Source organism: Amycolatopsis sp. CFH S0740 (genome assembly GCF_004522315.1).
In the GTDB taxonomy this organism is placed as follows: Bacteria; Actinomycetota; Actinomycetes; order Mycobacteriales; family Pseudonocardiaceae; genus Amycolatopsis; species Amycolatopsis nivea.
The window spans coordinates 34,206-60,902 of the sequence record NZ_SDLS01000014.1; the positions used below are offsets into that span (position 1 = coordinate 34,206).

The window sequence follows — 26,697 nt, forward strand, 5'->3', positions numbered from 1 at the left end:
GCCTGTCACGAAGATCGGTCGAAGAAGGCCCGGTGTGAGAGGGCCTGTTGGGTGAAAGGGCAGGGCGCAGTGGGAAAACCAGAGCGCACCCCGGTGGGTAAGCGGGTCGGGCGTGTCGCCGCGCTGGCCGTGCTGGTGGCGCTGACCGCGACGGGCTGCTCGGGAGACGAGATCCTCCGCTTCGGCTGGCCCAAGGGCGTCACGCCGCAGGCCGACCAGATGCGCACCCTCTGGACGTGGACGGTCGTCGCCGCGCTCGTCGTCGGCGCGATCGTGTGGGCCCTGATCTTCTGGACCGCGATCTTCCACCGCAAGAAGAAGGGCGCGGCCGCCGAAGGCCCCGAGGACCTCCCGCGGCAGTTCCAGTACAACATCCCGCTGGAGATCTTCACGGTCGTCCTGCCGACGATCATGGTCTGCGTGCTGTTCTTCTTCACGGCGACGACCGAGAGCAAGGTCCTCGACAAGAAGCCGAACCCGGACGTCGTGGTCGACGTGATCGCCTTCCAGTGGAACTGGGAGTTCAAGTACGAGGGCGACGCCGCCAAGCGCGCCGACGGCACCCAGGTGAGCACCGTCGGCTCCTCCGGCGAGATCCCGCTGCTCGTGCTGCCGACGAACAAGACCATCGAGTACCGGCTCCGCTCGACGGACGTCATCCACTCGTTCTGGGTCCCGGAGTTCAACTTCAAGCGCGACGTGATGCCGGACCCGGAGAAGAACAACCAGGACAGCTCGTTCCAGAACTCGATCGACCGCGAAGGCTCGTTCGTCGGCCGCTGCGCCGAGCTGTGCGGGACGTACCATTCGGTGATGAACTTCGAGGTGCGCGCCTTGTCCCCGGACAAGTTCGACCAGTACCTCAAGCTGCGCACCGAGACGAACCCGAAGACCGGCAAGCCGAACACCGCGTCTGAGGCGCTGGCTTCGATGAACTGCGGCGAGCTGTGCAGCCCGTACGCGGTGACCACGAAGCCGTTCAACACCGACCGCACCGCGCGCACCGCGTCCAACTGACGGCGAACCAGAAGGAGCAGGGGACCAATCCCATGAAGGTCGAAGCCCGGATTTTCTACATGGTGGCGGGGTTTGCCGTCCTCATGACCGCCGTCTACTGGGTCATGACCGCGCTCTTCACCACCGACCAGAAGGCTGAGCCGGTCGGCATCGTCGCGCTGTTCCTGACCGGCGGCCTCGCGTTCCTCGCCGGCAGCTACATGCAGTTCGTGTCCCGCCGGATCGAAGAGCGCCCGGAGGACCGCGAGGACGCCGAGATCAGCGACGGTGCCGGCGAGCTGGGCTTCTTCAGCCCGGGCAGCTACTGGCCGGTCGCGCTGGCCGCGGCGGCCGGGCTGGCCGGCCTCGCCCTCGCGTTCTTCCACATCTGGCTGCTCGTGATGGCGATCGTGGCGCTGCTCATCGCCGTGGGCGGGCTGGTGTTTGAGTACCACACCGGTCCCGAGCACGACTGAGTTCTTCCGCTTCACCGCGACGCCCGGCTGGGAATCCCCGGCCGGGCGTTTCGCGTATCCGGCTTCGCGCGCTGCGGAGCGAGCGCCGCGGCGAGCACCGCCAGCATGCCCAGGCCCTCCGGCCAGGTGAGCCGGTGCCCGAACGCCAGCATGTCCACCACGACCGCGACCACCGGGTACAGGTAGGACAGCAGCGCGACCGTCGTGGTCGGCAGCTTGCCGATGCTGGCGTACATCAGCACGTACATCACCGCCGTGTGCACCGTGCCCAGGAGCAGCAGCCACAGCAGTCCCGGAGCCGAACTCGGCAGCGGCGTGAAAATCAGCGCTGGGGCGAGCACGATCGCGCCGACCGTCAGTTGCACCGCTGCGAGCAGATGCGGCCGGATGTGCTTGAGCTGCTTCGCGATGAAGGACGCACCGGCGTAGAGCAGGGCCGCGCCGAGCGCGAGCGCGATTCCGGCGAATCGCACGGGTTGTCCGTCATCTCCTTGTGCGGAAAGGGAAATCACCACCACTCCGGCGAACGCGATGCCCGCCCGCGCGAGGTGCGAACGGCCGACCTTCTCGCCGAGGAACACCGCCGCCATTCCGACCAGGATCAGCGGCTGGGTGTGGTAGACGACCGTGCTGACGCCGATGGACGACAGCGAGTAGGACGCGAACAGCAGCACCCAGTTGCCGACCAGCAGCAGCCCGCCGGCGATCGCGAGCAGCAGGTCGCGGCGGGTCGGCCGCCAGTCGCGGAACCAGCCCCTGGCGAGGGACCACACGACCAGCAGGACGCCGCCGACGAGGCAGCGGGCGAACGCGACCGCCGGTGCGGCCGCGCCGCTTTCGAGCACGACCGCGCCGATCGTGCCGGACAACGCCATCGCCGCGGACCACTGCAGGACCGGGCGGGATTCGGGGTTCTTCATGCGACCCAGATTCGTCTCCGCGGCGACGCTCAACCAGTGTCAGAGATGACAATGACCGCAAAACTTGTGACATGCTGGGGCGCATGGACGTGGAACGGGTCGCCGTGCTGCTCGCGGACCGGGTTTCGCCGTTCGAGCTGGGGGTCGCGTGCGAGGTGTTCGGCACCGACCGCAGTGCGGACGGCATGCCCGGCTGGGACTTCGGCGTGTGCTCGCCGGGCGGCGCGGACGTGGCCAGCTGGTCCGGCTTCGGCCTGGCAGGACTGCGCGATCTCGACTTCGCGGCGTCGGCGGATTTGGTGATTGTGCCCACGCAGGCGCCGCGGACCGCGCCGCCGCCGGAACCGCTGCTGGACGCCTTGCGCGCCGCCCGGGAACGCGGCGCGTGGGTGGCCGGGTTCTGCGCGGGAGTTTTTTCACTCGGGTACGCGGGCCTCTTGGACGGCCGTCGCTGCACCGTGCACTGGATCTACGAACCGGAATTCCGCCGCCTGTTCCCCACCGCGGAAGTGGACCCGCAAGCCCTCTACGCGGACGACGACGGCGTGTTCACCAGCGCCGGGACCGTCGCCGCGGTGGACCTCTGCCTGCACCTGGTGCGCCGCCTGCGCGGGGTCACGGCGGCGACGGCGCTGGCCCGGCGAATGGTGGCCGCTCCGCATCGCGCGGGCGGGCAGGCGCAGTTCGTGCAGGCCCCGGTGCCCGCGACGGCCGCCCCGGACGACGCGGTGGTCGCCGAAGCGCTCGAATGGGTGGAACGACGGTTGGATCAACCGTTCACGGTCGCGGAATTGGCTCGCCGCAGCGGATTGGGTGAGCGGACGTTCCTGCGCCGGTTCTCGGCCGCGACCGGGACGACGCCGCACCGCTGGCTGACCGAACGCCGCCTCGACCGGGCGCAGGCGCTGCTGGAGGAGGGCTCGCTTTCGGTGGAGGACATCGCGGTGGCCTGCGGATACGCGTCGGCGGCGGCGTTGCGGCACCAGTTTTCGCGGTTGCGCGCTACTACGCCGAGCGCTTACCGGACCGCCTTCCGTTCGTGAGCCTTGGTCCGGCTCGTCGCGATCCTGCTGTGGCGGATCTTCGCGGGAGCGGCTGCGTGCTCGCTGCTCGCACAGACGTCCGTGAGGGCCACCCTGAGGGACTCAGATTCCCTCAGGGTTCCCCTCACGACATCCGCGCCAGCCCAACCGCGCCCGTCGACCGAGGGCAGCTTCACGCACCGCGCTCGTGAGGAGTTTCCTTCCTCCAGCAGTGGGCGGGCGCGCAGTGGCAAGGATCCGCCTCGTCGGCCGGCGCCTGCAGCACCCTGACAAGCACCCCTGCCGCGAACCCACCGCGCACCGCGCTACTGAGAAAACCTCATTGGGGCGCTCGCAACGCCCGCCCCACAGCGCCCCGAACGACTCGCTGAAAACGACAAACGCCGCACCGGGCGCGGAAAAGCGCCCGATGCGGCGTTCAGCCGATGCGAACGGTCAGCGCTCAGCCGAGGAGAACGCGATCCACCGGTCCAGCAGCGCCGCTGCCGCGCCGTTGTCGATGGCCTGGCGTGCTCGGTCCAGTCCGGCCGCCAAGTCGTCCTCGAGCGAATCGGAGAAGCCCGCGAAGGCGGCCAGCGCGGCGGCGGCGTTCAGCACCACCGCGTCGCGCACTGGGCCGGTCTTGCCGCTGACCAGTTCCCGGACTACCTCCGCGTTCGCCGCGGCGTCGCCGCCGCGCAGGTCCTCCGCCGTGGCGCGCGGGATGCCGAGCGACTGCGGGTCGAAGGTGCGTTCCGTCACCGTGCCGCCGGAGACCACCAGCACCGACGTCGTCGTGGTGGTGGTGATCTCGTCCAGCCCGTCGTCGCCGCGGGCCACCAGCACCGACATCCCGCGCTGGGCGAAAATCTCCGCCAGGGCACGGGTTTTGTCCGCGTACGCGCAGCCGATCAGCGCGCTCTGCGGCTGCGCCGGGTTGGTGAGCGGGCCGAGCAGGTTGAACGTGGTCGGCACGCCCAGTTCGCGCCGCGGCGGGCCGGTGTGCCGGAACGCCGGGTGGAACGCCGGGGCGAAGCAGAACCCGATGCCGATCTCCTCGAGCGACGCGAGCACCGCTTCCGGCGGCAGGTCGATCTTCACTCCGAGGGTTTCCAGCACGTCGGCCGCGCCGGACTTCGACGACGCGCTCCGGTTGCCGTGCTTGGCCACCGGCGCGCCCGCCGCCGCGGTGACGATCGTCGCCATCGTGGAGATGTTCACCGAGTTCGACCGGTCGCCGCCGGTGCCGACGATGTCCACCGCGGGACGGCTCAGCGTGATCCGCCGGGCGTGCGCCAGCATCGCGTCGGCCATGCCGGCGATCTCCGCGGGCGTTTCGCCCTTGGCGCGCAGCGCGACCGCGAAACCGCCGATCTGCGCCTGCCCGGCGCTGCCGGACATGATCTGGTCCATCGCCCACGCCGTGTCCTCCGCGGACAGGTCCTCGCCGGCGATGAGCCGGGTCAGCAGCGCGGGCCAGGTGTGCGGGGTGGCGCCCACCGGGCTCAGCCGCCGTTGACGGCGGGGACCCGCCCGGCGCGCAGCACGCCGGCGACGGTTTCCGCCGCGGTCAGCGGGTCGAGGGGGTGCACCAGCACGGCGTCGGCCAGCGCCCAGGTGGCGAGCCATCGGTCGTCCCGGCGGCGGACGGCCACCACGATCGGCGGGCAGTCGTCGATCTCGTGCTTGAGCTGGCGGGTCAGGCCGATGCCGCCGGTCGGCTGCGCCTCGCCGTCGAGGATCGCGAGGTCGACCGAGCCCGCGTCCATCTCGGCGAGCACGTCGGCGATGCCGGCCGCCTCGACCCACTCGACGCGGCCGAGGTCGGCCGCCGGGCGCCTGCCGACGGCGTTCATGATCGCCTCGCGGACCTCGGCCTTGTGGCTGAACACCAGGATCCGCTGGGACTGCTCGCTCATTGAGCACGCCTCCGTCTCGTCACGGGTGGAACAGCCGCGATCGTATCGGCCGAGACGCATCTCACGCGGACGCGGTGGGCGAGTCACCCGGTTGCCGCGCCTCCCAGCCCGGGGCGTCGCCGCCGAGCCGCTGCGCCAGACCGGCCATCCGGGACCGTTCCTGGGCGCAGTGCAGGGCGTCCAGGACCTGCACCCGCCGGGCGTGCGCCAGCACCCGGTCGCCGTCGCGGCTTTGTTCGCGCAGGTCGTAGCCGTCCTGCGCGAGAATCGCCGCCGCCTCCTCCAGCCGGTGCGCCGGAAGGACGAGGTGATGGACGAGCACTGCGGGCGCTTCGCTTGCCCAGCCGGGTGAATCGGCGAGCACCGCCGAATCCGCGACGGCCGGATCGAACGCCGAAACGACCGTCCGCAGACCGGGCGCGTCCGGGTCGAGAACCGCTTTCTCCGGCTTTCTCACCAGGTCACGGAGCTTCTCCAGCCAACTCACGAGTAGCTCCTTCCGCCGCTGGTCCGCGTCTCGCGCGCGGGTGTGACGCGAAGCTCCCACGACCCGCCGCAGACCCGGCGGGCGGGGTGCGGTCGCGAGAGGACATAATGCGATCCGTGACAACGGCAGCTCCCACCATCAGCCAGCGGGTCCACTCGCTGAACCGGCCGAACATGGTCAGTGTCGGCACCGTCGTGTGGCTGTCCAGCGAACTGATGTTCTTCGCCGGACTGTTCGCCATGTTCTTCACCGTCAAGGCGCAGAACCCGGCCGGGGCGTCCTGGCCGCCGCCGTTGCACGGCGAGGAATTCCACCTCAACGTCGGGTACGCGATCCCGTTCACGGTGATCCTCGTGCTGTCGTCGCTGACCTGCCAGTTCGGCGTGTTCGCCGCGGAGCGGGGCGACGTCTACGGCCTGCGGCGCTGGTACATCGTGACGCTGATCATGGGCGCGATCTTCGTGTTCGGGCAGGCGAACGAGTACCACAACCTGGTCGAGGAGGGGCTCACGATCCCGTCCGGCCCGTTCGGCACGGTGTTCTACCTCGCGACCGGTTTCCACGGCCTGCACGTGATCGGCGGGCTCATCGCCTTCGTGTTCCTGCTGGTCCGCACGAAGCTCAGCAAGTTCACTCCGGCGCAGGCCACCTCGGCGATCGTCGTGTCGTACTACTGGCACTTCGTCGACATCGTGTGGGTCGGCCTCTTCGCGGTGATCTACATCCTTCCCTGATCTCCGCACCGCCCACCACAAAACGGCCTGAACTGACAGCAAGGGTTGCCGCAAGATGACCACCAGCACCAAATCCTCGGAGCGCCGGTTCCGCGCGCGCTCGAAGATGCGCAGGCGCCTCGCGGGCGTGCTCGCACTCGGCGTCGCCCTGGTGGGGGCCGGCGCCCTGTACGCCGTGTTCGCCCCGGAGCCGCAGACCGCGCAGGCACAGGGCGACCCGGCGCTGCTGCGCCAGGGCGAGCAGGTCTACAACAACACCTGCATCGAATGCCACGGCGCGAACCTCGAGGGCGTCAAGGACCGCGGTCCGAGCCTCATCGGCATCGGCGACGCGGCCGTCTACTTCCAGACTTCCTCCGGCCGGATGCCCGCGGCGCGCCAGGAGGCGCAGATCGCCCGCAAGCCGCCGAAGCTGACCCCGAGCGAGATCGACGCGGTCGGCGCCTACGTGCAGGCGCACGGGGGCGGCGCGCAGCGTCCGGAGGAGCGCGGCGAGGCGCTGCGCGGCAACGACCCGGCGCGCGGCGGCGAGCTGTTCCGGCTCAACTGCGCCTCGTGCCACAACTTCACCGGCCGCGGGGGCGCGCTGTCGGCGGGCAAGTACGCGCCGCCGCTCGACCCGGCCACCGAGGAGCAGATCTACGACGCGATGCTCACCGGGCCGCAGAACATGCCGAAGTTCTCCGACCGCCAGCTCAGCGCCGAGGAGAAGAAGGACATCATCGCCTACGTCAAGTCGGTGTCCGACGGCAACAACGACCCGGGCGGCAACGGTCTCGGCGGGGTCGGCCCCGCCTCCGAAGGCGTCATCGCCTTCGTCGTCGGAATCGCCGCGCTCGTCGGCATTACGCTGTGGATTGGATCGAAGGCATGAGTGCCGAAGGGCCCAAGCCGCCCTCGGAGGCGGAGCTGGCTGAGATGGACCGCGACGAGCTGCTCAAGCTCGGCGGTCAGCTGGACGGCGTCGAAATCGTCGAGTACCCGGAGCCGTGGCCGGTCGAGGGCACCCGCGCGGAGCGTCGCGCGCAGCGCCTCGTCGCGTTCTGGTTCGCCCTGTCGGCGCTCGCCGGCCTGGCGTTCGTGGTCGTGATGGCCTGGCCGAAGTGGTGGGAGTACAAGGACCCGAGCGACCCCAGCGGGCACTCGACCTACAGCCTCTACACCCCGGCGCTCGGCGTCACGCTCGGTCTCGCGGTGCTGGCGCTCGGCATCGGCGTGATCCTCTACACCAAGAAGTTCGTCCCGCACGAGGTCTCGGTGCAGCAGCGCAGCGACGGCCCGTCCGCGGAGGTCGACCGGGCCACCATCCTGGCCCACCTGGCCGACGCCGGGACCCGCAACGGCATCGCCCGCCGGTCGCTGATCAAGCGCACCGCGGGCGCGGGTGCGGGCGCGCTCGGACTCGCGGTGGCGGCGCTGCCGCTCGCGTCCTTCATCAAGGACCCGTGGAAGGACACCGAGAACCGGGACGGCCTCTGGCACACCGGCTGGCTGCCGAACTTCCCCGGCGAGAAGGTCTACCTGCGCCGCAACACCGGCGACCTCGAAGCCGACGTCAAGCACGGCGTCGCGCTGGTCAAGGCCGAGGACCTGGACGCGGGCGCGATGGAGACGGTCTTCCCCTACCGCGAGTCGGAGAAGGGCGACGAGAAGAAGCTGTCCGAGGCGCTGTTCCGGGTCGACAACCCGGTCATGCTCATCCGGCTGCGCCCGACCGACGCCGCGCGCGTGGTCAAGCGCAAGGGCCAGGAGGACTTCAACTTCGGCGACTACTACGCGTACACGAAGATCTGCAGCCACGTCGGCTGCCCGACCTCCCTGTACGAACAGCGCACGAACCGCATCCTCTGCCCGTGCCACCAGTCGCAGTTCGACGCCCTGCACTACGCGAAGCCGATCTTCGGCCCGGCGACCCGTCCGCTCGCCCAGCTTCCGATCACGGTTGACGAAGAGGGATACTTGATCGCGAAGGGCGATTTCATCGAGGCCATCGGACCGGCCTTCTGGGAGCGTAAGTCATGAGTTCACTCACCACGCCGACCAAGGGCACGAGCGCACTCCAGAAGCACCTGGGCGAGGCCGCGGACAACGCGGACCAGCGGTACAAGCTGGCCAAGGGCCTGCGGCACCAGATGAACAAGGTGTTCCCGACCCACTGGTCCTTCCTGCTGGGCGAGATCGCGCTGTACAGCTTCATCGTCATCCTGCTGTCCGGGGTGTACCTGACGCTGTTCTTCGACCCCTCCATGCAGGAGGTCACGTACAACGGCAGCTTCACGAACATGCAGGGCATGCAAATGTCCCAGGCGTTCCGCACCACGCTGGACATCTCGTTCGACGTGCGCGGCGGCCTGTTCGTGCGGCAGCTGCACCACTGGGCGGCGCTGATCTTCGTCGCGTCGATGATGGTGCACATGCTCCGGATCTTCTTCACCGGCGCGTTCCGCAAGCCCCGCGAAGCGAACTGGGTCATCGGCGGCCTGCTGCTGATCCTGGGCATGTTCGAGGGCTTCTTCGGCTACTCGCTCCCGGACGACCTGCTGTCCGGCACCGGTATCCGCGCGACCCTGTCCGGCATCGTGCTGTCGGTGCCGGTGATCGGCACCTGGATCCACTGGGCGCTGTTCGGCGGGGAGTTCCCCGGCGACCAGATCATCCCGCGGCTCTACACGCTGCACATCCTGCTGATCCCGGGCATCATGCTGGCGCTGATCGGCGCGCACCTCGCGCTGGTCTGGTACCAGAAGCACACCCAGTTCCCGGGCGTGCGGCGCAAGGAGACCAACGTCGTCGGCGTGCGGATCATGCCGTACTTCGCCCTCAAGGGCGGCGCGTTCTTCACCCTGGTCGTGGGCGTGCTGGCGCTGATGTCCGGCCTGTTCCAGATCAACCCGGTGTGGAACTTCGGGCCGTACAACCCGTCGATGGTGTCCGCGGGATCCCAGCCGGACTTCTACATGGCCTGGGCGGACGGCATGCTCCGGATCTGGCCCGCCTGGGAGGTCTACCTCGGGAACTACACGATCCCGGCGGTGTTCTTCCCCGGCGCGATCGGCATGCCGATCCTGTTCGCGCTCCTGCTGACCTATCCGTTCCTGGAACGGAAGCTGTCCAAGGACACCGCGCACCACAACCTGCTCCAGCGGCCGCGCGACGCACCGGTCCGCACCGCGCTGGGCATGATGGCGCTCGGGTTCTTCGCGGTGATCGAACTGTCCGGCTTCAACGACATCATCGCCGACCAGTTCGACATCTCGCTGAACGCGACGACGTGGGCCGGGCGCATCGGCGTGCTGATCGTGCCGCCGATCGCGTACTACGTCACCTACCGGATCTGCCTCGGCCTGCAGCGGTCCGACCGGGAGGTGCTGGAGCACGGTGTCGAGACCGGCATCATCAAGCGGCTCCCGCACGGCGAGTTCATCGAGATCCACCAGCCGCTGGGCGGCACGGACAGCCACGGCCACGCCATCCCGCTCGAGTACCAGGGCGCGGCGGTGCCGAAGAAGATGAACAAGCTCGGCACCGCGGGCACCGCTGTCCCGGGTTCGATCTGGACGCCGGACCCGGCGGAGGAGTCGAAGGCACTCGAGCGCGCTCGCGGCAACGGCCACGGGAACGGACACGGGAAGCTCGAGGGCACCGAGGAGTCGACCGAGGTCGGTTCCGGGCACTGAGTCCCGCAGAACGCCGGAAGGCCCCTTCCTCATCGCGAGGGAGGGGCCTTCTCGTGTTTCAGAGCTGGATGCGGGCGACGATCTCGTCGTCGTCCATTTCGCCGGTCGGCCGGAAGCCCAGCTGCTGGTAGAAGGGGCCGGGGCTGTGCTTGCCCGGCATCCAGCTGACCGTGACGAATTCGGCGTCGCGGCGGCGCGCTTCGGCCAGCACCGCCTGGACGGCGAACCGTCCGTAGCCCTTTTTCTGGTGTTTGGCGGCGATGTTCAGCCGCCACAGGTAGTGGCGGTAGTAGTCGGTCGGATTGTCCGGGTCGAACGCGGCCATGACGAAGCCGACGAGTTTGTTCCCGGCGTAGATCAGCCTCGGCCAGGCGATTTCGTGCTGGACATAGGCTTCGGCGAGCGAGCAGGCGACCGGAGCGACGTAGTCGCGTTGATGCTTCGCCACTTTGAGATCGCAGGCGTCTTCCACATTGTCGACCGTGACTTCGACCAGTCTCGGGGTCGTCATGCGAAATACGGTAGCGCTGCCGCCGGGGTTCAGAGCTGGATGCGGGCCACGACCTCGCCCTCGTGCTGCTGGCCGGTGGGCTGGAATCCCAGCCGCAGATAAAACGGCTCCGGACTGTGCTCGCCGGGCACCCACAGCACTGTCGCTGATTCCTGTCCGCGGCGGCGCGCTTCGGCCAGTACCGCTTCGACGGCGAACTTCCCGTAGCCCTTTTTCTGGTGCTCGGCCGAGATGTTCAGCCGCCAGATGCCGCAGCGGAAGTAGTCGATCGGACAGCCCGGATCGAAGGCGGCCATGACGAAGCCGACGAGATCGTCGCCGGCGTAGACCAGCCTCGGCCACGCGACGCCCGGCTGGGCGTAGGCCTCGGCCAGCGAACGGGCGACCGGGGCCACGTAGCGCTCCTGGTGCGGCGCCACCGACAGATCGCAGGCCGCGCCCACGTTGTCGCTGGTGACCTCGGCCAGCCGCAGTGTCGTCATGCCCCGGACGTTAGCCCGGGGGTACGACAATTCTCAGGCTCCTTCGACGCCGATCTCGAACGCGGAGTCGGTGTCGGCGCGGGAGTAGGACCGGAACGCGATGTGGGTGACGGTGTCGAGGACGCCGCGGACCTTGCCGATGCGGCCGGGGATCAGGTCGGCGAGGTCTTCGTGGGCCTGCACGCGCACGGTGGCGATGAGGTCGACGTCCCCGGCGCACGAGTAGACCTCGGACACCTGGTCGAGGTCCGCGATCGCCTGCGCGGCCTGCGGGATTTCCTCGGCCTCTACGTTGATCAGCACGATCGCCGTGATCACAGCGTTCCTCCCACTTCCTGGCGGTAACCGACGTGCGCGATCGTAGCCGGGAACACGCCCGCGCATGGTGCGGCGGGGCTTCTCAACCCGCGACGTGTTCGAGCGACCGGGCGTCGGCGACCCGGGCGAGCCAGGATTGCCACCCGGCGACAGCGGCGGGCTCGGCCCACGGCCGGGTGGTACGGACGAGCCGGGTCCCCGGCCGGGCGAGCCAGCGCAGCAGGATTCCGACCTCCTCGCCGGGAGCCCCACGCAGCGGACCGTCGCCGGGCAGCACGGTTTCCCCGGCGGCGACGAGGGATTCGACCACCGGCATCGGCGGCACCCCGCGCCGGGCGACTCCCGCGGAGGCGAGCCTGCCGTAGCGGATGACAGACAGTTCCCAGCCGCCGTTGCCGTCCGGGGCCGCCGCGATGAGTTCCGCGACCGACGCGAGCGCGGCCTGCCGGTGCGCGCGGCCGACGGCGCGGACCAGCCCGGCCAGTTCGTCGCGGTGGCGCGCGGCCTGTTCGTAATGCCTTCGCTCGGCCAGCTCCTCCAGTCGCGCCGCCGCCAGGTGCAGCGGACGGCCGTCGTGACCGGCGATGAGCCCGCGGGCAGCTTCGACAGCGGGGGAGTAGTCGGCGACGGTCTGCCTGCCCGCGCACGGGGCTCCGCAACGGCCGAGTTCCGCCAGGACACACGGTGTGCCGGACGCGGCGGTGGCGGAGATGCGTTGGGTGCAGGTGCGCAATCCGGAAGCGTCGGCGAGAGTCTCGGCGGCCGTGCGCGCGTCGGCTTGGCTGCGGAACGGCCCGAGCGTGCCCGCGCGCGGCAGACGGACCACGGAAAGCCGCGGGAAAGCCTCGTCGGTGAGGCTGATCCACCAGCCGTGGTGCGGGTTTTTCGAACGCCGGTTGTAGGCGGGCCGGTGCGCGGCGATCAGCCGCAGTTCGCGGATCTCGGCTTCGAGGGAATGCGCGCACTCGATGGCGTCCACCCGCTCCGCCAGCGCGACCATTTCCCGGATCCGGCCCCGGCTCTCCGAACCGGTGAAATACGTGCGCACGCGCCGTCTCAGGTCGCGCGCGGTGCCTACGTACAGGACTTCGTCCCGCGGTCCCTTGAAGAGGTACACGCCGGGCCGCGACGGGAGGTCGGCGGCGAGGTTTCGCTTGCGCCGCTGGGCTGGCGTGACGTCCGGGAGGTAGTCGATCAGCTCTTCGACGGTGTGCACGCCGAGGTTGCCGACGCGCTCCAGCAATGCGTGCAGGACGTCGGTGGTGGCGCGGGCGTCGTCGAGCGCGCGGTGCGTCGGCCGGGTGCGCGCGCCGAGCAGCATGGACAGCGACGACAACCGGTAGCTGCGCGCTTCTTCTCTCGGGATGACGCGGCGCGCCAGCTTCACCGTGCAGACGACGGTGGGACGCGGCCAGACGTAGCCGTGTCCTTCGCAGGCGGCCTTCATGAAGCTGGTGTCGAAGCCGGAGTTGTGCGCGACCAGCACGGTGCCCGCGATGAACTCCAGGAACGCGGGCAGCACGTGTTCGATCCGCGGCGCGTCGTAGACCATCGCCTGCGTGATCCCGGTCAGCTCGACGATCTGCGGCGGGATCGGCGTGCCCGGGTTGACCAGCGTCGCGAACTCGCCCAGCACCTGGCCGGCGCGGACCTTGACCGCGCCGATCTCGGTGATCCCGTCCGGCCCTGGCTTGGTGCCGGTGGTCTCGAGGTCGAACACGACGAACGTGGTGTCCCGCAGCGGGGTGCCGAGCTCGTCGAACGCCAGCTGAGCCTGGTCCGGCCTCGGTCGGGTCTCCATGATCGCGCACAGTAGGGCCGACCACCGACAATCTTCGCGCGCGCCGCCCGTGGCCCGATGGTGACCAGCGGAACGGGCCGGTGCGGCGCGGGATCCGGCGGCGGGGCCTACCCTGGACCAATGCACCCTCAGCCCGTCGAACCGGAAGAAGCCGCGGAGGCCGTCGGCCCCTCGGCGGTTCCGGCGCGGGCGGGAGAGGACGCCGAGGCCGCCGAACCGGGGACGTGTCCGGAACCGGCCACGTGGACGAGCCTGCCGGAGGCGGTGCGCGAGCGGATCGCCGAACTGGCCGCGGCCGCGGTCGCGAAACTGCCGGTCGCGGACGTGCCGCGGCAGCTGCGGCCGGTGGCGAAATTCGCCCCCGCCAAACGCGCGAAGCTCGGCGGCACCGCGCTGCTCACGGCGTTAGGGGATTCGGCGCAGTTCCGGACCGCGGTCCTGGAATGGCTGCGCGAGCACCGGACCGACGCGCTGGACCCGAACGTTTCCGACTCCGTCTCGGCCGCTGCCGCCGCGGTGCTGCTCGGCGAATCCGGCGCGGCCGGACGCGTGCGGCTGGTCGCGAAGAACGCCGAGGAAACCGCGCTGCGCGCTGAGCGGGACGCGGCGCTGGCCCGGAACCAGCGGCTGGAAGTCGAAATCGCCGAGCTGCGCGCCGAGCTGGAAGAGGCGCGCGGAGCGGTCGAGAGCGCGCGCGGCGAACGCGAGGCCGAAGTCGAGAAGCTGCTGCGCCGACTGCGTGAGCAGGGCGTGCTGCTGCGGCAGGCCAAGGACGCGGCCGAGGCGGCGCGCGCCGAACTGGCCGACGGAGGCGCGACGCGGGAACGCGAGATCGAGATGCTGAACGTGCAACTCGACCGGGAACGCCGCCGGGTCGCCGCGGAACGCACTCGTGCTGAACGGGCGGTCGCGGACGCGGAGATGGCCCGGCAGTCGGCGCGCGAGGCCAGGGAGGCCGACGAGGTCCGGCTGGCGTTGCTGGTGGACACGATCGACGGCGCGGTGCACGGCCTGCGGCGCGAACTGGCTTTGGGCGACCGCGGCGCGCGCCCTGCCGACATGGTGAGCGGCGCGCGGTCCGGACTCGGCCCGGGCGGGCGGATCCAGGACGTCACGGCGCTCGACCGGCATCTGGCGTTGCCGAACGTCCATCTCATCGTGGACGGCTACAACGTCACCAAAACGGGTTACCCGGAACTGGCGCTGGCCGATCAGCGAGACCGGCTGGTGCATCAGCTCTCGGCACTGGCGGCGCGCACGTCGGCGGAGGTCACGGTGGTGTTCGACGGGGCCGGCGTGCTGTCGGTGCCCGCCGCGGTGCCGCGCGGGGTGCGGGTGCTGTTTTCCGAGCGTGGCGTGCTTGCCGACGACGTGATCCGGTCGCTGGTCGCGGCCGAGCCGAAGGGCCGTCCGATGGTCGTCGCGACATCCGACCGGGCGGTCGCGGACTCGGTCCGCGCGGGCGGCGCGCACCCGGTGGCGTCGGCGGTTCTCGTCAGCCGATTGGGTCGTGTCTGATCCTGGCCGCCCTCGCGGCTCCGGAAATTGTCGGTGGTGCTTCCTACCGTTTGTTCCCGAGGCGATTCCCGGAACCGGTCCGGGGCCTCGCGGACGAACGGAGGCCCGGCAATGGGCGAGAACAAGCAGGAGCGGTTCGGAGTCGGTTCCGGCATGCGTGCGGCGGAGTCGGCTGGGGTTAGCGGGGGAGTTCGGTTCGCGGCGGGGCCGGGGGATCGGAACGCCGGGGTTGGTGGCGGGGCTCTTGAGCGCTCTCGGCCGTTGGATCATGGGGCTGCTGAGCGGTCGCGGCCGCCGGACGTTGGGGCTGAGGGCTCTCGGCCGCCGGACCATCAGGCTGACGGAGCGGTTGAACGGTCCCGGCCGCTTGGTCGTGGGGCTGGCGTGGCTGCTGAGCGCTCCCGCCAACCGGACCATGGGGGCGGAGGCGAGCCTGAGCGCTATCAGCCGCCGGATGATCGGGAGGGTGGGGCTGCCGAGCTGTTCCGGCCGCCGGGTCACGAGCTTGGCGGGGAGGCTGACCACTCCCGGCTGCCGCACCGTCGGCATGGCGAGGCGGCTGAACGGTCCCGGCCGCCGGACCGGAGCGGTCACCCGGGCGGGGAGGGTCCGGCGGTGAGTCTTGCCACTGGGGTGAGTCCGGCCACGGGCCAAGCGCGGGACCGGGACCTGGAGGCGCGCCGGGAAACCACCGTTTCGTCGGCTTCTGGCGGAAGCGCTGCTGCTGCGGCTTCGTCCGGCGAAAGCGAGTGCGCGGAGCCTGTCAGTCAACGGCGCTCAGCGCGACAGCACCCGGGCGCGGCACGAAGCGCGAAGCGGGCGAAACCCGTTGCCTCCCGCCAGGAAGAGCGGCGTCCGGCCGGTGCGGTGGACGTCGCGGTCGAGGACATCGACACGTTCGTCGTCGACTGCGACCGGTGTGCGGTGCGCGGGGCGGCGTGTGCCGATTGCGTGGTCAGCGTGCTGCTCGGGCCGCCGGTCGGCCTCGTCTGGGACGCGGACGAGCGGCGGGCTGTCGACGCGCTCGCCGAGGCGGGGATGGTGCCGCGGCTGCGCCTGGTTCCGGAGACCGACAGTAGGTCGGCGTGACACCAGTGGGTGACACTGGCTCGCCGAGCGGTCGCCTCGGTGCGGTGAACGGTAAGTAGTCGAAGGGGTCGTTTGTGCTGCCAGAGCGTGTGACTTAAGTCACGTGTAGCTGCTGTGCTGGTCCGATGGTGTTTCGCCGGACTACGGAGAGTTTTTACGGGGGGCCCGGTGGACGCGCCGACGGTCTTTTCGTAACCTGGCCGAGATCTCGCGCCAGTCAGCTGTCGGACGACGGCGACGCGGGATCGCCGCCGGTTCGGCTTTGTCGGGGAGTCAGGACCGGAACCAATCACCGTGCGCGGGAAAAGCTGTTGTGGCACACGACGGCCGGAACGCGGACGGGCAGCGTGCGCGAAGAGGGCCCCCGACCTCTTCCGCGCCGGGGTTCCGGCCACGGCGGCCCGACGAGCAAAGGAGACCCGCGCGGCCGTGCAGTCGCATCCAGTCAAGCGCGTGGTGTCAGGCGCCCTCGCGGCCGCCTCGGTGATCGCAGTCGTCGCCGTGGCGCAGCCAGCGGGCACCGCAGCCGCTTCCCCCCTCCCCGTCCTCCAGGCCCCGCCGGACTCCGGTTCGGACGCTCTCGCCAAGTACCGCGACCTCGCGGCGCAGGCGGAGAAGGCGAACGAGGACCTCCTGAAAGCCAAGGACGACCTCACTGCCCGCCAGGGCGACCTCGACAAGGCCAACGCGGACGTGGGCAACGCCCACAACCTCTCCGCGCAGGCCGCCGAGAACGAGAAGAAGTACAAGGTCGACGTCGACAAGTTCGCGAACGCGTCGTTCCTGTCCGGCGTGCAGATGAACAAGCTGTCCGCGCTGCTGGCGGGCACGTCGACGCAGGAGTTCCTCGACCGTTCGTCGGCGCTGGACCAGATCGCCTCGCAGAAGGCCGTCGCGCTGGAGAAGCTCCAGGGCGCGGTCGACCAGGCCAAGTCCGCCGAGAAGCTGGCCGCCGACGCCGCACAGCGGGCCACCGCGGCGCGCGACGCGGCGGCGAAGCTGACCGAGGACATCACGGCCAAGAAGAAGTCGCTCGACGACCAGGTCGCCGAGCTGAAGAAGACCTCGTCGGCGCTGAGCGCGGCCGACCGCAACGCGCAGAAGGACACCGGCGGCGACATCTCGGTGGACCTCGCGAACGCGGGCCCGGCCGCGGCGGCTGCCGTCCAGGCCGCGCTGAGCCAGCGGGGCAAGCCCTACGAGTGGGGCGCCACCGGGCCGAGCTCGTACGACTGCTCGGGCCTCATGCAGTGGGCCTACCGGCAGGCCGGCATCTCGCTGCCGCGCTCGAGCCAGCAGCAGAGCCAGACCGGCACGCCGGTCCCGCGCAGCCAGCTGCAGCCCGGCGACCTGGTGTTCTACTACACGCCGGTCTCGCACGTGGGCATGTACATCGGCAACGGGATGATGGTGCACGCGCCGACCACCGGCGACGTCGTCAAGATCTCGCCGCTGCAGAGCCAGTACGTGGGCGCCCGCCGGGTCGCCTGACCGGACGCTCTCGCTCCCACCGGGGCGGTGCCGCATTGCGCGGTGCCGCCCCGGTGTTTTTTGTGGGGACGGTTCAGGGGTTTCGTGCTTGGGACTCTGCGCCGACTACCCGGTGATGGGCCGGTGCGCGGGCGAGTGGCGGGTCGATGCGAGCCGTGCGTCGGTTTCGTGTGTGGGACTGCGCGCCGACCACCCGGCGATGAGCCTGTGCGCGGGCGAGTGGCGGATCAAGCCGAGCCGCGCGTCGGTTTCGTCCCTTAGACTGCGCCCCGCCACCGGCGAAAGCGGCCAAGACCCAGCCCGAGCTGAAGAAGCCGGGCGGACTCCCGCTTCACCGCGACGGGCCCGCGCAATCGCTCGTCGGTAGCCTGCGGGGGTGCTGAGGACCCTGCTCGTGACGAACGACTTCCCGCCGCGCCCCGGGGGTATCCAGAATTACCTCAATTCGCTGGCCATCCGGCTGCCCGCGGACGACCTCGTCGTTTACGCGCCCTCCTGGGAGCGCAGCAGCGGCTCGCACGTCGAGTTCGACGCGGCCGCTCCGTTCGAAGTCGTGCGGCATCCGACGTCGTTGATGCTCCCCACGCCCGATGTCCTGCGGCGTGCGAAGCAGATCATGCGCGCCCGCGACTGTCAGGCCGTCTGGTTCGGTGCGGCGGCTCCGCTCGCGCTGCTCGGGCATCCGTTGCGGCAAGCCGGTGCGCGCCGGATCGTCGCGTCCACGCATGGGCATGAAGTCGGCTGGTCGATGCTTCCTGGCTCCCGGCAAGCGCTGCGGCGCATCGGCGAGACGGTGGACGTCGTCACGTACGTCAGCAAGTACACGCGCAACCGGTTCGCCGCCGCGTTCGGGCGGCATGCTGGGCTCGAAATGCTGCCGAGCGGTGTCGACACCACGGTTTTCGCGCCGGATCCGGCTGGTCGCGAGGAAATCCGGGCTCGGCACGGGCTTGGCGATCGGCCGACCGTCGTGTGCGTTTCGCGGCTGGTTCCGCGCAAGGGCCAGGACATGCTGATCTCCGCGTTGCCCGCGATCCGGGAGCGCGTGCCTGGCGCGGCCTTGCTGCTCGTCGGGGGCGGGCCGTATCGCAAGCGGCTCAACCAGCTGGCTGGCGCGCTGGGGGTGGCCGACGACGTGGTCTTCACCGGCTCGGTGCCGTGGGAGGAACTGCCCGCGCACTACAACGCGGGCGACGTCTTCGCGATGCCTGCCCGCACGCGCGGCAAGGGGCTCGACGTGGAAGGGCTCGGCATCGTCTACCTGGAGGCGTCCGCGACCGGGCTGCCGGTGGTCGCGGGCACGTCCGGCGGGGCGCCGGAGGCGGTGCTGGACGAGGTGACCGGGCACGTGGTCGACGGCCGCGACCCGGGCCAGCTCGCGGAGACCCTGGCGGCCCTCCTGTCCGACCCGGTCCGCGCCCGCAGGATGGGCGAGGCGGGCCGTTCGTGGGTCGCCGAGAGCTGGCGCTGGGACACGATGGCGCAGCGTCTCTCGACGCTCCTGGACGGCGATCCGGTGGCGGCGGTGCGCTGACCCGGGCTCAGGGTTCGTAGATGGCCGGATGGCGCGGGTCGTCCATGCGGACCACGACGTCCGCGAGGGCGCTCGGGTCGACTTCGTTTTCGTAGCGTTCGTAGGCGGGCAGCGCCCATTCGTCGGACACGCGGCGGCGCAGCGCACCCGGCGAAAGCCACAAATGCACCACGAAATCGAACGCCAATCCCGCGCCCAGCAAAAACTCTCCGTCGACCAGGACGACGCCTCGGTCCGGGACCGGGACGCGCGGCAATCTGGTCGCCCGGTCGCGTTCGGCGTCCCACAGCGCGGGCAGGACTTCGCCGCTTCCGTCGTCGGCGAGCGGGTCCAGGACTTCCCGGCGCAGACCGCCTAAATCGAGCCAATCGGTATACCGCGCGTCCGGATTCTGTTTCCCGTGCTCGAAACGGAGTGACGCTGGTCGCAAAAAACCGCGGGCGGGCACGTGCAGCGCGGCCCGGCCGAGCAGCTTCAGCGGGTCGGTCAACGCCTCCGCGAGCGGGCCGGTTCCGGCCGCTCCGTCGACGGCGACGGCGATTCGCCTGCGGTGGGTGAGCGCGTCGACGCGCTCGGTCAGCTCGGCGGCGAGGGCGTCGGGGGAGATGGGGCGATAGCGCACGATCGCATGATCCCGCACCGGTTTCCGTCGGTCCCCGATGCCATGATGGCGGCATGGCCAACGAGGAGGGCAAGACCGGGCGGAGTGGTTGGGAGACAGCCGTTTCCCGCACGATGCCGTACCCGGGCAGCCGGGTGTGGGAGTTCCTGGTGGGGGACGGGGTGGAGATCTGGCTCGGCCCCGGCGTCGACCTGCCGCGCGAACGCGGGGCGGGCTACGAGACCGAACACGGCACGACCGGCGAAATCCGCAGCTATTCCGATGACCGGCTGCGGCTCACGTGGCGTCCGACGGACTGGGACCACGATTCCTTGCTGGAGCTCGAGGTCGCGGATCTCGGCAAGCGCAGCACGCTGAAGATCCGCCAGGAACAGCTCGCGGACGTGGCGGAAAAGGCCGAGCAGCGGGCATATTGGAAACAAGTGGTCGAGCGCGTCGAGGCGGCATTGGCCGAACGCTGACCGAACTGCCCAGGGGGTTCCAGCAGTGAGCGTCGACGAACACACCGAGGAAATCCCTTACGCGGACGAGGAATTCTGGCAGCGCCCGCACGAATGGCTCGCCCAGCGGCGCGAATCCGGCGCAGTCTGCCCGATCACCGCCCGCCGCGGAATCCCGTCCTACCTGGTCGGCGGATACGAGCAGGCGCGCGAGCTGCTCAACGATCCCCGGATCAGCAAGGACAGCGCCGACGTGCACCGGGTGTACGCGGCGAAAATCGGCCAGGACGTCGAGGTGCCGGAGTTCGGCAACCTGCTCACCCGGCACATGCTCAACAGCGATCCGCCGGTCCACACCCGGCTGCGCAAGCTGGTGAACAAGGCGTTCACCGCGCGCACCGTCGCGCGGCTGCGGCCGCGGATCCAGGAGATCGCCGATACGCTGCTGGACGAGATGGCCCGGCACGAGCAGGTCGACCTGGTACAGGCGTTCGCCGAGCCGTTGCCGATCACCGTCATCTGCGAACTGCTCGGCGTGCGCGTCGAGGACCGCGGCCAGTTCACCGCCTGGTCGCACCTGCTGTTGTCGTTCTCCGAGGACCACGAGGCACAGGCCGCGGCGGCGCGCGACATGCACGGCTACCTGCAGCAACTGGTCGAGAGCAAGCGCGCCGTACCGGCCGAAGACCTGTTGTCGGACCTCGTGCACGCCAGCGACGAAGGCGATTCGCTCGACGAGGACGAACTGACCTCGATGGCGTTCCTGCTGCTGGTCGCCGGGCACGAGACCACGGTCAACCTGATCGCCAACGCCACGTTCGCGCTGCTGCGCGCGCCGGACCAGGCGGAGAAACTGCGCGCCGACCCGAGCTTGCTGCCGGGTGCGGTCGAGGAGTTCCTCCGGTACGACGGGCCGATCAACTTCGCGACCCTGCGCTACACGGTCGACGAGATCGAGGCGGGCGGCGTCACCGTCCCGCGCGACGAGTTCGTGCAGATCTCGCTGCTGTCGGCCAACCGCGACCCGGAGAAGTTCCCCGACCCGGACACGCTCGACGTCACGCGCGCGCCCGGCGGGCACCTCGCGTTCGGGCACGGCATCCACTACTGCGTCGGCGCGCCGCTGGCCCGGCTGGAGGCGCAGATCGCGCTGGGCTCGCTGCTGGCGCGGTTCCCGGAGCTGAGCCTGGCCGTGCCCGCCGAGAACATCGTCTACCGGCCGAGTTCGCTGGTGCACGGCGTGCTGTCGCTGCCGGTGCGGCTGAACGGGGCGTAGCGGCTGTCACTGCGGAGCCGCCCGCCGCCCGGTTAGGGTCGGCGGGTGGAACCCAGTGCTGCCGACCTCCTCGCCCTCGACGCCGCGCACGTGTGGCATCCCTACGCGCCGATGCCGGGCCGCGTGCCGCCGCTGCTCGTGGAAGAGGCGAGCGGGGTGCGGTTGAAGCTCGCCGACGGACGGGAACTGGTCGACGGCATGTCGTCCTGGTGGGCGGCGGTGCACGGCTACCGGAACCCGGTGCTCGACGCGGCATTGGCCGAGCAGGCCGGGCGGATGAGCCACGTGATGTTCGGCGGGCTCACCCACGAACCGGCGATCACGCTCGCGAAGACGCTCGTCGAGATGACCCCGGACGGGCTCGAGCACGTGTTCCTGTGCGATTCGGGCTCGGTTTCGGTCGAGGTCGCGGTGAAAATGTGCCTGCAGTACCAGCGTTCCCGCGGGCTGCCCGGCAAACACCGGCTGCTGACCTGGCGCGGCGGCTACCACGGCGACACGTTCACGCCGATGAGCGTCTGCGATCCCGACGGCGGCATGCATTCGCTGTGGCGGGGAGTGCTGCCGGAACAGGTTTTCGTGCCCGCGCCGCCGTCCGGGTTCGACGCGCCGGTCGATGAGTCCTATGTGGACGAACTGGCGAAGGCTCTCGAGCAGCACGCGGACGAACTGGCCGCGGTGATCGTGGAACCGGTGGTGCAGGGCGCGGGCGGCATGCGGTTTCACCATCCCGGTTACCTGCGCGCGCTGCGCGAGCTGACTCGGGAACACGACGTATTGCTGGTGTTCGACGAGATCGCGACCGGATTCGGCCGTACTGGAAGGCTTTTCGCGGCCGAGCACGCCGGCGTGACGCCCGACGTGCTGTGCGTCGGCAAGGCGCTCACCGGCGGCTACCTCACGATGGCCGCGGCGTTGTGCACGCCCGAAATCGCCGACGGCATCACGCGCGGCGAGCTTCCGGTGCTCGCGCACGGCCCGACGTTCATGGGGAATCCGCTGGCTTCCGCGGTCGCCAACGCGTCGCTCGGTTTGCTGGCCGAAGGCCGCTGGCAGGCCGACGTCGAGCGGATCGAAACCGCGCTGCGCCAAGGGCTCGAGCCGGCTCGGGAGCTGCCGCACGTCGTGGACGTGCGGGTGCTGGGCGCGATCGGCGTGCTGCAGCTGGACCACGAGGTGGACATGGGTGTCGCGACGGAAGTGGTGACCGCCGAAGGGGCGTGGCTGCGGCCGTTCCGGGATCTGATCTACGCGATGCCGCCGTACCTCAGCACGGACGCGGACCTGGCGGTGATCACGTCGGCGATGCGGGCCGCCGCGGCGAAGGCCTGAGGTTACTTCGGGTTTGGCGTGGCTGCCTGTGGTGGATCTTGCCGGGTCGCGCAACCCGATCGTGGGTAATTCGATAAAGATCCACTCCATAGAGTGGTACATAGCGGACATTTCACAGGGATCCCGGTTTCCTGGTGATCATGAGACGACTTGCCGTGCTTCGCCACGACGTGCCCGCCTCGCTCGTGGTTTTCCTCGTCGCGGTCCCGCTTTCGCTCGGGATCGCCCTCGCGTCCGGCGCGCCGATCGTCGCCGGGCTGATCGCCGCCGTGGTGGGCGGCGTGGTCGCCGGCGCTCTCGGCGGCTCTCCGCTGCAGGTCAGCGGGCCCGCCGCCGGGCTGACCGTGCTGATGGCCGAGACGATCTCGACCTTCGGCTGGGCGGTCACCTGCCTGATCACCGTCCTCGCCGGGGCACTGCAGATCCTGTTCGGCCTGAGCCGGGTAGCGCGGGCGGCGCTGGCGATCTCGCCGGCGATCGTGCACGGGATGCTCGCCGGGATCGGCATCACGATCGTGCTCGGCCAACTGCACGTGCTGTTCGGCGGGAAGGCGCAGAGTTCGGCGCTGGAGAACATCGCCCAGCTGCCCGCGCAGATCGCCGCGCACCACGACGCCGCCGCCCTGATCGGCATCCTGACCCTCGCCATTCTGCTGGCCTGGCCCAAACTTCCCGCTGCGGTAAGGAAAATCCCCGGACCGCTGGCGGCCATCGCGGTCGCGACGGCGGTGTCCCTGGTCGCCGGGATGACGCTGCCGCGCGTCGAACTGTCCGGCGACCTGCTGCAGATCCGCTTCGCGCCGCAGCTGCCGGACGGCGGATGGGGTCAGATCGCGGTCGCGGTGATCACGATCGCGCTGATCGCCAGCGTCGAAAGCCTGCTGTCGGCGGTCGCGGTCGACAAACTGCAGAACGGTCCGCGCGCCAACCTGAACCGCGAGCTGATCGGTCAGGGCGCGGCGAACATGGTGTCCGGCTCGCTCGGCGGCCTGCCGGTGACCGGCGTGATCGTGCGCAGTTCCACCAACGTCGCGGCCGGGGCGCGCACGCGGGCGTCGGCGATCCTGCACGGCGTGTGGGTGCTGGTGTTCGTGGTCGCGCTCGCCGGGGTGCTGAAGTCCATTCCGCTGGCCGCGTTGGCCGGGCTGCTCGTGCACGTCGGCGCGAAGCTGGTGAACCCCGGTCATCTGCGACAGGTGCTGCGCCACGGCGATCTGCCGCTCTACCTGGTGACCGTCGCCGGGGTGGTCGTGTTCGACCTGCTGACCGGCGTGCTCGCCGGGATCGTGCTGGCGGTGCTGCTGATGCTGCGCCGGACCGTGTGGTCGGGCGTGCACGCCGAGCACCACGGCGGCGAATGGCGCGTGATTGTCGAAGGCGTGCTGACGTTCCTGTCCGTGCCGCGGCTGACGAAGGTGCTCGGCACGATCCCGGCGGGCTCGAAGGTGACGCTGGAGCTGGTCGCCGATTACCTCGACCACGCGGCGTTCGAGAGCCTTTCCGCCTGGCAGCAGGCGCACGAACGGACCGGCGGCACGGTGGTCGTCGACGAGATCGGGCATCCGTGGTTCGCGAAGGGCAAGGAAGGCCGTCCGACGCTCCGGCGCACCGCGGCGGCCGGTGCGATGCCCAGGTGGCTGGCGCCGTGGTCGGCTTGGCAGGCCGCGGACGTGCGGGTGCCCGGTCAGCGGACGCACCGGGGCGCGACCGAATTCCAGCGCCGGGCCGCGCCGCTGCTCAAGGACGTCCTCAGCGGGCTCGCGCACGCGCAAGAACCGCACACGCTGTTCATCACTTGCGGTGATTCGCGGATCGTGCCGAACCTGATCACCACGTCCGGTCCGGGCGACCTGTTCACCATCCGCAACATCGGCAACCTGGTGCCGCCGGGGCAGGCCGATCCGTCGACCAACGCGGCGATCGAATTCGCGGTCGGGGTGCTGGGAGTGCGGGAAATCGTGGTGTGCGGGCACTCCTCGTGCGGTGCGATGGGCGCGCTGGCCAGCGGTCCGCCCGCGGACACGGCGCTCGCGTCCTGGCTGGTGCACGCCGAACCGAGCCGGAAGCGGGCGGGCGCGGTGACCCTCGACGGGGAACGGCCGGAGCGCGAACCGGACCGGCTGGCGTTGCACAACGTCCTGCAGCAGCTGACGCATCTGCGGCAGTACCCGCTGGTGGCCGAGGCCGAAGCGCGCGGCGAACTGGCGCTGACCGGGCTGTACTTCGACGTGGGCGAGGCGCAGGTGTACCTGGCCGATCCGGCGAAGGGCGAGTTCGTGGCCGCGGGAGCGCCCGCGGCGGCCCCGGCCGGCTGACCCGGGCCCTCGCGCGTGCCCCCGGGTGCGCGCGAGGGAGCCCCGAGTGTTGACATCGGGGAGCACGGCAATATCTTGATGGCTCGTGACGACGCTCGTGATGACCGGAACCGGGACCGACGTCGGCAAAACGGTCGCCACCGCGGCGATCGCGGCGCTGGCCCTCGCGCAGGGACAACGCGTCGCGGTGCTGAAACCCGCGCAGACCGGCGTGCTCCCCGGCGAGGCGGGAGACCTCGCCGAGGTGGTGCGGCTGGCAGGCAAGGACCTGACGATCCGGGAGCTGCGGCGGTATCCGGATCCGTTGTCCCCGGAAGCCGCTTCCCGGCGCTCCGGGCTCCCGACTGTCGGGCCCGGGGAGATCGCCGCCGCGGTCAGCGACCTGGACGCGGCGCACGACCTGACCCTGGTCGAGGGCGCTGGCGGGCTGCTGGTCCGGTTCGATTCGCAGGGGAGCACGCTGGCGGATGTCGCGTGGTCACTGGGGGCGCCGGTGGTTCTCGTCGCGCAAGCCGGGCTGGGGACGCTCAACACGACTGCGTTGACCGCTGAGGTGGCTACCCGGCGTGGGCTGAACGTCGTGGGGGTCATCATCGGGTCCTGGCCGGCTGATCCGGATCTGGCGGCTTTGGAGAATCTTCGGGATCTGCCGGTCGCTGGCGGCGCGCCCTTGCTGGGGGTTCTTCCGGCTGGGCTGGGCGCGGCGGACCGGGAGACCTTCGCCGAGCAGGCTCGGCAGGGGTTGTCGCCGTGGTTCGGCGGGGAGTTCGATCCCGAGGCGTTCACGGCTGCTGCTTCCGCCCAGAACTAGCGCCGCGCGGATTGAGCGATCCGATCGGCTCGCGGGCCGGGTGAAGGCGATTTCTTCGCGGACTCGGGGCAATCAGACACGAGTCGCGGCGGTCGGACGCGAGGCAACCGGTTACCCTCAGTTCCGCACACGCGCAGGGAAGGGAGCCTCGGGTGGTCGATTCCGCGGGCAAGGCGGCGCATCGGTCTTCGGCACACCGGTCTTCGGCGGTGGCCGAGGGGTGGTCGGTGCCGGTGTTGTTTCCGCCGCAGCGGCCGCGGGTGGTGGTGAAGGCTGATCTGCTTCCCGCGGTGAGCGTTCTCTCGACTGCTGCGTTGCTGGGGATTCCGCTGGGGTGGTTGTGGTCGCTGCTGGCTCCGGCGGAGAAGGTGCGGGTGATCGGGACCAACGGTCAGCTGGCGCCCCTGGAACTGGAGAGCTGGCATCGGTTCGACGATCTGGCTGTGTTCGGGTTTTTGGCGATGGCCGCTGGGTTGTTGATCGGGCTGGTGGTGTGGTTCCTGCGGGAGCGGCGGGGGCCCGTTGTTTTGGTGGCTGCTGCTGGCGGGGCGTTGGTCGCGGCTTGGCTGGGGACGCAGATGGGGCCTGCGTTCGCCAATTCGAAGTATTCGGTGGACGCGCCGCCTGCGTTGGGGGCGGTGATCGAGCAGGCGCCTCGGCTGGAGACTGGGTGGGTGGTGCTGGCCGCGCCGTTGGTGACGTGTTTGGTTTATGCGTTGATGACGGCGTGGAATGGGCGGGAGGATCTTGGGCGGCGGTTGGGGTGAGTTCGGCTCGTCGCCTGGCGGCGACATTGCGCTTCTAGGTGGGCCCACCACCCCTCAGCTTGATTGTGACTACGGGCGGCGAGTGCTTGTCAAGGCGGGAAAGATGCCTTGACAAGCACCCGCCGCCCGTGTTTTTGGCTTCGTATCGGGGTTGTGGGG

General features: G+C 70.2%; 26 protein-coding genes. 17 read left to right on the forward strand and 9 right to left on the reverse strand.

Features of this window, described 5'->3' with window-relative positions; translation table 11 throughout:
* Positions 1-69: 69 nt before the first annotated feature.
* Positions 70-1,017: a cytochrome c oxidase subunit II gene (locus tag EIZ45_RS23330; RefSeq protein WP_051728682.1), complete on the forward strand. Its 948-nt coding sequence runs from the start codon at positions 70-72 to the stop codon at positions 1,015-1,017.
* 32 nt (positions 1,018-1,049) lie between these two features.
* On the forward strand, positions 1,050-1,472 hold the full coding sequence (locus EIZ45_RS23335) for a cytochrome c oxidase subunit 4 (RefSeq protein ID WP_037809532.1): 423 nt from the start codon (positions 1,050-1,052) through the stop codon (positions 1,470-1,472).
* An 11-nt stretch (positions 1,473-1,483) separates the two neighbouring features.
* Here EIZ45_RS23335 and EIZ45_RS23340 read toward each other — a convergent pair whose 3' ends face one another.
* Positions 1,484-2,392 carry a DMT family transporter gene (locus EIZ45_RS23340; protein ID WP_134665716.1) on the reverse strand — a complete coding sequence of 303 codons (909 nt, stop codon included), beginning with the start codon at positions 2,390-2,392 and terminating at the stop codon, positions 1,484-1,486.
* A gap of 83 nt (positions 2,393-2,475) precedes the next feature.
* Here EIZ45_RS23340 and EIZ45_RS23345 point away from each other — a divergent pair, with 83 nt between their 5' ends.
* Positions 2,476-3,435, forward strand: coding sequence for a GlxA family transcriptional regulator (locus tag EIZ45_RS23345; protein WP_134665718.1), 960 nt, complete (start codon positions 2,476-2,478; stop codon positions 3,433-3,435).
* Between the two features lie 435 nt (positions 3,436-3,870).
* On the opposite strand, the gene trpD is transcribed toward EIZ45_RS23345, so the two are convergent.
* The 3 genes from trpD to EIZ45_RS23360 form a co-directional block, all read right to left on the reverse strand.
* Positions 3,871-4,914 (reverse strand): anthranilate phosphoribosyltransferase, encoded by a 1,044-nt coding sequence (trpD, locus tag EIZ45_RS23350; protein ID WP_205670079.1) that lies wholly within the window; start codon positions 4,912-4,914, stop codon positions 3,871-3,873.
* Between the two features lie 5 nt (positions 4,915-4,919).
* Entirely contained in the window at positions 4,920-5,333 is a 414-nt protein-coding gene (locus EIZ45_RS23355; protein WP_009074814.1) for a hypothetical protein, read from the reverse strand.
* 61 nt (positions 5,334-5,394) lie between these two features.
* On the reverse strand, positions 5,395-5,820 hold the full coding sequence (locus EIZ45_RS23360; RefSeq protein WP_043831120.1) for a ribonuclease E inhibitor RraB: 426 nt from the start codon (positions 5,818-5,820) through the stop codon (positions 5,395-5,397).
* A gap of 107 nt (positions 5,821-5,927) precedes the next feature.
* Here EIZ45_RS23360 and EIZ45_RS23365 point away from each other — a divergent pair, with 107 nt between their 5' ends.
* From EIZ45_RS23365 to EIZ45_RS23380, 4 genes are read left to right on the forward strand one after another with little or no spacing between them, the layout of a single operon-like run.
* Positions 5,928-6,554 (forward strand): heme-copper oxidase subunit III, encoded by a 627-nt coding sequence (locus EIZ45_RS23365; RefSeq protein ID WP_081684809.1) that lies wholly within the window; start codon positions 5,928-5,930, stop codon positions 6,552-6,554.
* A 55-nt stretch (positions 6,555-6,609) separates the two neighbouring features.
* Positions 6,610-7,428, forward strand: a complete 819-nt coding sequence (locus tag EIZ45_RS23370) for a c-type cytochrome (RefSeq protein WP_037809539.1) — start codon at positions 6,610-6,612, stop codon at positions 7,426-7,428.
* The gene (locus EIZ45_RS23375; protein WP_134665720.1) at positions 7,425-8,576 is read left to right on the forward strand and encodes a ubiquinol-cytochrome c reductase iron-sulfur subunit; all 1,152 of its coding nucleotides are present in this window, start codon (positions 7,425-7,427) and stop codon (positions 8,574-8,576) included. Before EIZ45_RS23370 ends, EIZ45_RS23375 begins: the two co-directional genes overlap by 4 nt.
* Positions 8,573-10,231 (forward strand): cytochrome bc complex cytochrome b subunit, encoded by a 1,659-nt coding sequence (locus tag EIZ45_RS23380; protein WP_134665722.1) that lies wholly within the window; start codon positions 8,573-8,575, stop codon positions 10,229-10,231. The genes EIZ45_RS23375 and EIZ45_RS23380 overlap by 4 nt, the downstream gene beginning before the upstream one ends.
* A gap of 58 nt (positions 10,232-10,289) precedes the next feature.
* Here the strand turns inward: EIZ45_RS23380 and EIZ45_RS23385 are convergent, their stop codons facing one another.
* The 4 genes from EIZ45_RS23385 to EIZ45_RS23400 form a co-directional block, all read right to left on the reverse strand.
* A complete protein-coding gene (locus EIZ45_RS23385) occupies positions 10,290-10,742 on the reverse strand; it encodes a GNAT family N-acetyltransferase (protein WP_134665724.1) in 453 nt (150 codons plus the stop codon).
* A gap of 29 nt (positions 10,743-10,771) precedes the next feature.
* Positions 10,772-11,224, reverse strand: coding sequence for a GNAT family N-acetyltransferase (locus tag EIZ45_RS23390; protein WP_134665726.1), 453 nt, complete (start codon positions 11,222-11,224; stop codon positions 10,772-10,774).
* Between the two features lie 33 nt (positions 11,225-11,257).
* Positions 11,258-11,542 carry an Lrp/AsnC family transcriptional regulator gene (locus EIZ45_RS23395; RefSeq protein ID WP_009074830.1) on the reverse strand — a complete coding sequence of 95 codons (285 nt, stop codon included), beginning with the start codon at positions 11,540-11,542 and terminating at the stop codon, positions 11,258-11,260.
* 82 nt (positions 11,543-11,624) lie between these two features.
* Positions 11,625-13,343, reverse strand: a complete 1,719-nt coding sequence (locus EIZ45_RS23400) for a DEDD exonuclease domain-containing protein (protein WP_134665728.1) — start codon at positions 13,341-13,343, stop codon at positions 11,625-11,627.
* A gap of 120 nt (positions 13,344-13,463) precedes the next feature.
* Here EIZ45_RS23400 and EIZ45_RS23405 point away from each other — a divergent pair, with 120 nt between their 5' ends.
* From EIZ45_RS23405 to EIZ45_RS23420, 4 genes are all read left to right on the forward strand, one after another.
* A complete protein-coding gene (locus EIZ45_RS23405; RefSeq protein ID WP_037809553.1) occupies positions 13,464-14,861 on the forward strand; it encodes an NYN domain-containing protein in 1,398 nt (465 codons plus the stop codon).
* An 867-nt stretch (positions 14,862-15,728) separates the two neighbouring features.
* On the forward strand, positions 15,729-15,950 hold the full coding sequence (locus EIZ45_RS23410; protein ID WP_037358162.1) for a hypothetical protein: 222 nt from the start codon (positions 15,729-15,731) through the stop codon (positions 15,948-15,950).
* 429 nt (positions 15,951-16,379) lie between these two features.
* Positions 16,380-17,441, forward strand: coding sequence for an NlpC/P60 family protein (locus EIZ45_RS23415; RefSeq protein ID WP_037809557.1), 1,062 nt, complete (start codon positions 16,380-16,382; stop codon positions 17,439-17,441).
* 376 nt (positions 17,442-17,817) lie between these two features.
* Positions 17,818-18,975, forward strand: coding sequence for a glycosyltransferase family 4 protein (locus EIZ45_RS23420; RefSeq protein WP_205670080.1), 1,158 nt, complete (start codon positions 17,818-17,820; stop codon positions 18,973-18,975).
* Positions 18,976-18,982: 7 nt separating this feature from the next.
* On the opposite strand, the gene EIZ45_RS23425 is transcribed toward EIZ45_RS23420, so the two are convergent.
* Complete coding sequence (locus tag EIZ45_RS23425; RefSeq protein ID WP_037810047.1) at positions 18,983-19,597, reverse strand: uridine kinase; 615 nt, start codon at positions 19,595-19,597, stop codon at positions 18,983-18,985.
* A 53-nt stretch (positions 19,598-19,650) separates the two neighbouring features.
* Between EIZ45_RS23425 and EIZ45_RS23430 the strand changes: the two genes are divergently transcribed.
* From EIZ45_RS23430 to EIZ45_RS23455, 6 genes are all read left to right on the forward strand, one after another.
* The gene (locus tag EIZ45_RS23430) at positions 19,651-20,058 is read left to right on the forward strand and encodes an SRPBCC domain-containing protein (protein ID WP_078870303.1); all 408 of its coding nucleotides are present in this window, start codon (positions 19,651-19,653) and stop codon (positions 20,056-20,058) included.
* 25 nt (positions 20,059-20,083) lie between these two features.
* Positions 20,084-21,313, forward strand: coding sequence for a cytochrome P450 (locus tag EIZ45_RS23435; RefSeq protein ID WP_134665730.1), 1,230 nt, complete (start codon positions 20,084-20,086; stop codon positions 21,311-21,313).
* Positions 21,314-21,358: 45 nt separating this feature from the next.
* Positions 21,359-22,645 (forward strand): adenosylmethionine--8-amino-7-oxononanoate transaminase, encoded by a 1,287-nt coding sequence (locus tag EIZ45_RS23440; protein ID WP_134665732.1) that lies wholly within the window; start codon positions 21,359-21,361, stop codon positions 22,643-22,645.
* A gap of 140 nt (positions 22,646-22,785) precedes the next feature.
* A complete protein-coding gene (locus tag EIZ45_RS23445) occupies positions 22,786-24,960 on the forward strand; it encodes a bifunctional SulP family inorganic anion transporter/carbonic anhydrase (protein ID WP_205670081.1) in 2,175 nt (724 codons plus the stop codon).
* 85 nt (positions 24,961-25,045) lie between these two features.
* Positions 25,046-25,771, forward strand: a complete 726-nt coding sequence (gene bioD / locus EIZ45_RS23450; protein WP_134665737.1) for a dethiobiotin synthase — start codon at positions 25,046-25,048, stop codon at positions 25,769-25,771.
* A gap of 152 nt (positions 25,772-25,923) precedes the next feature.
* Entirely contained in the window at positions 25,924-26,538 is a 615-nt protein-coding gene (locus EIZ45_RS23455; protein ID WP_134665739.1) for a DUF2567 domain-containing protein, read from the forward strand.
* Positions 26,539-26,697 lie beyond the last annotated feature (159 nt).

What these genes read in the sequence shown, in the direction of transcription:
- EIZ45_RS23335 (WP_037809532.1), top strand. Translation starts at nt 1,050, where the DNA reads ATGAAGGTCGAAGCCCGGATTTTCTACATGGTGGCGGGGTTTGCCGTC.
- EIZ45_RS23340 (WP_134665716.1), bottom strand. Translation starts at nt 2,392, where the DNA reads ATGAAGAACCCCGAATCCCGCCCGGTCCTGCAGTGGTCCGCGGCGATG.
- EIZ45_RS23345 (WP_134665718.1), top strand. Translation starts at nt 2,476, where the DNA reads ATGGACGTGGAACGGGTCGCCGTGCTGCTCGCGGACCGGGTTTCGCCG.
- EIZ45_RS23355 (WP_009074814.1), bottom strand. Translation starts at nt 5,333, where the DNA reads ATGAGCGAGCAGTCCCAGCGGATCCTGGTGTTCAGCCACAAGGCCGAG.
- EIZ45_RS23365 (WP_081684809.1), top strand. Translation starts at nt 5,928, where the DNA reads ATGCGATCCGTGACAACGGCAGCTCCCACCATCAGCCAGCGGGTCCAC.
- EIZ45_RS23370 (WP_037809539.1), top strand. Translation starts at nt 6,610, where the DNA reads ATGACCACCAGCACCAAATCCTCGGAGCGCCGGTTCCGCGCGCGCTCG.
- EIZ45_RS23375 (WP_134665720.1), top strand. Translation starts at nt 7,425, where the DNA reads ATGAGTGCCGAAGGGCCCAAGCCGCCCTCGGAGGCGGAGCTGGCTGAG.
- EIZ45_RS23380 (WP_134665722.1), top strand. Translation starts at nt 8,573, where the DNA reads ATGAGTTCACTCACCACGCCGACCAAGGGCACGAGCGCACTCCAGAAG.
- EIZ45_RS23385 (WP_134665724.1), bottom strand. Translation starts at nt 10,742, where the DNA reads ATGACGACCCCGAGACTGGTCGAAGTCACGGTCGACAATGTGGAAGAC.
- EIZ45_RS23390 (WP_134665726.1), bottom strand. Translation starts at nt 11,224, where the DNA reads ATGACGACACTGCGGCTGGCCGAGGTCACCAGCGACAACGTGGGCGCG.
- EIZ45_RS23400 (WP_134665728.1), bottom strand. Translation starts at nt 13,343, where the DNA reads ATGGAGACCCGACCGAGGCCGGACCAGGCTCAGCTGGCGTTCGACGAG.
- EIZ45_RS23405 (WP_037809553.1), top strand. Translation starts at nt 13,464, where the DNA reads ATGCACCCTCAGCCCGTCGAACCGGAAGAAGCCGCGGAGGCCGTCGGC.
- EIZ45_RS23430 (WP_078870303.1), top strand. Translation starts at nt 19,651, where the DNA reads ATGGCCAACGAGGAGGGCAAGACCGGGCGGAGTGGTTGGGAGACAGCC.
- EIZ45_RS23445 (WP_205670081.1), top strand. Translation starts at nt 22,786, where the DNA reads ATGAGACGACTTGCCGTGCTTCGCCACGACGTGCCCGCCTCGCTCGTG.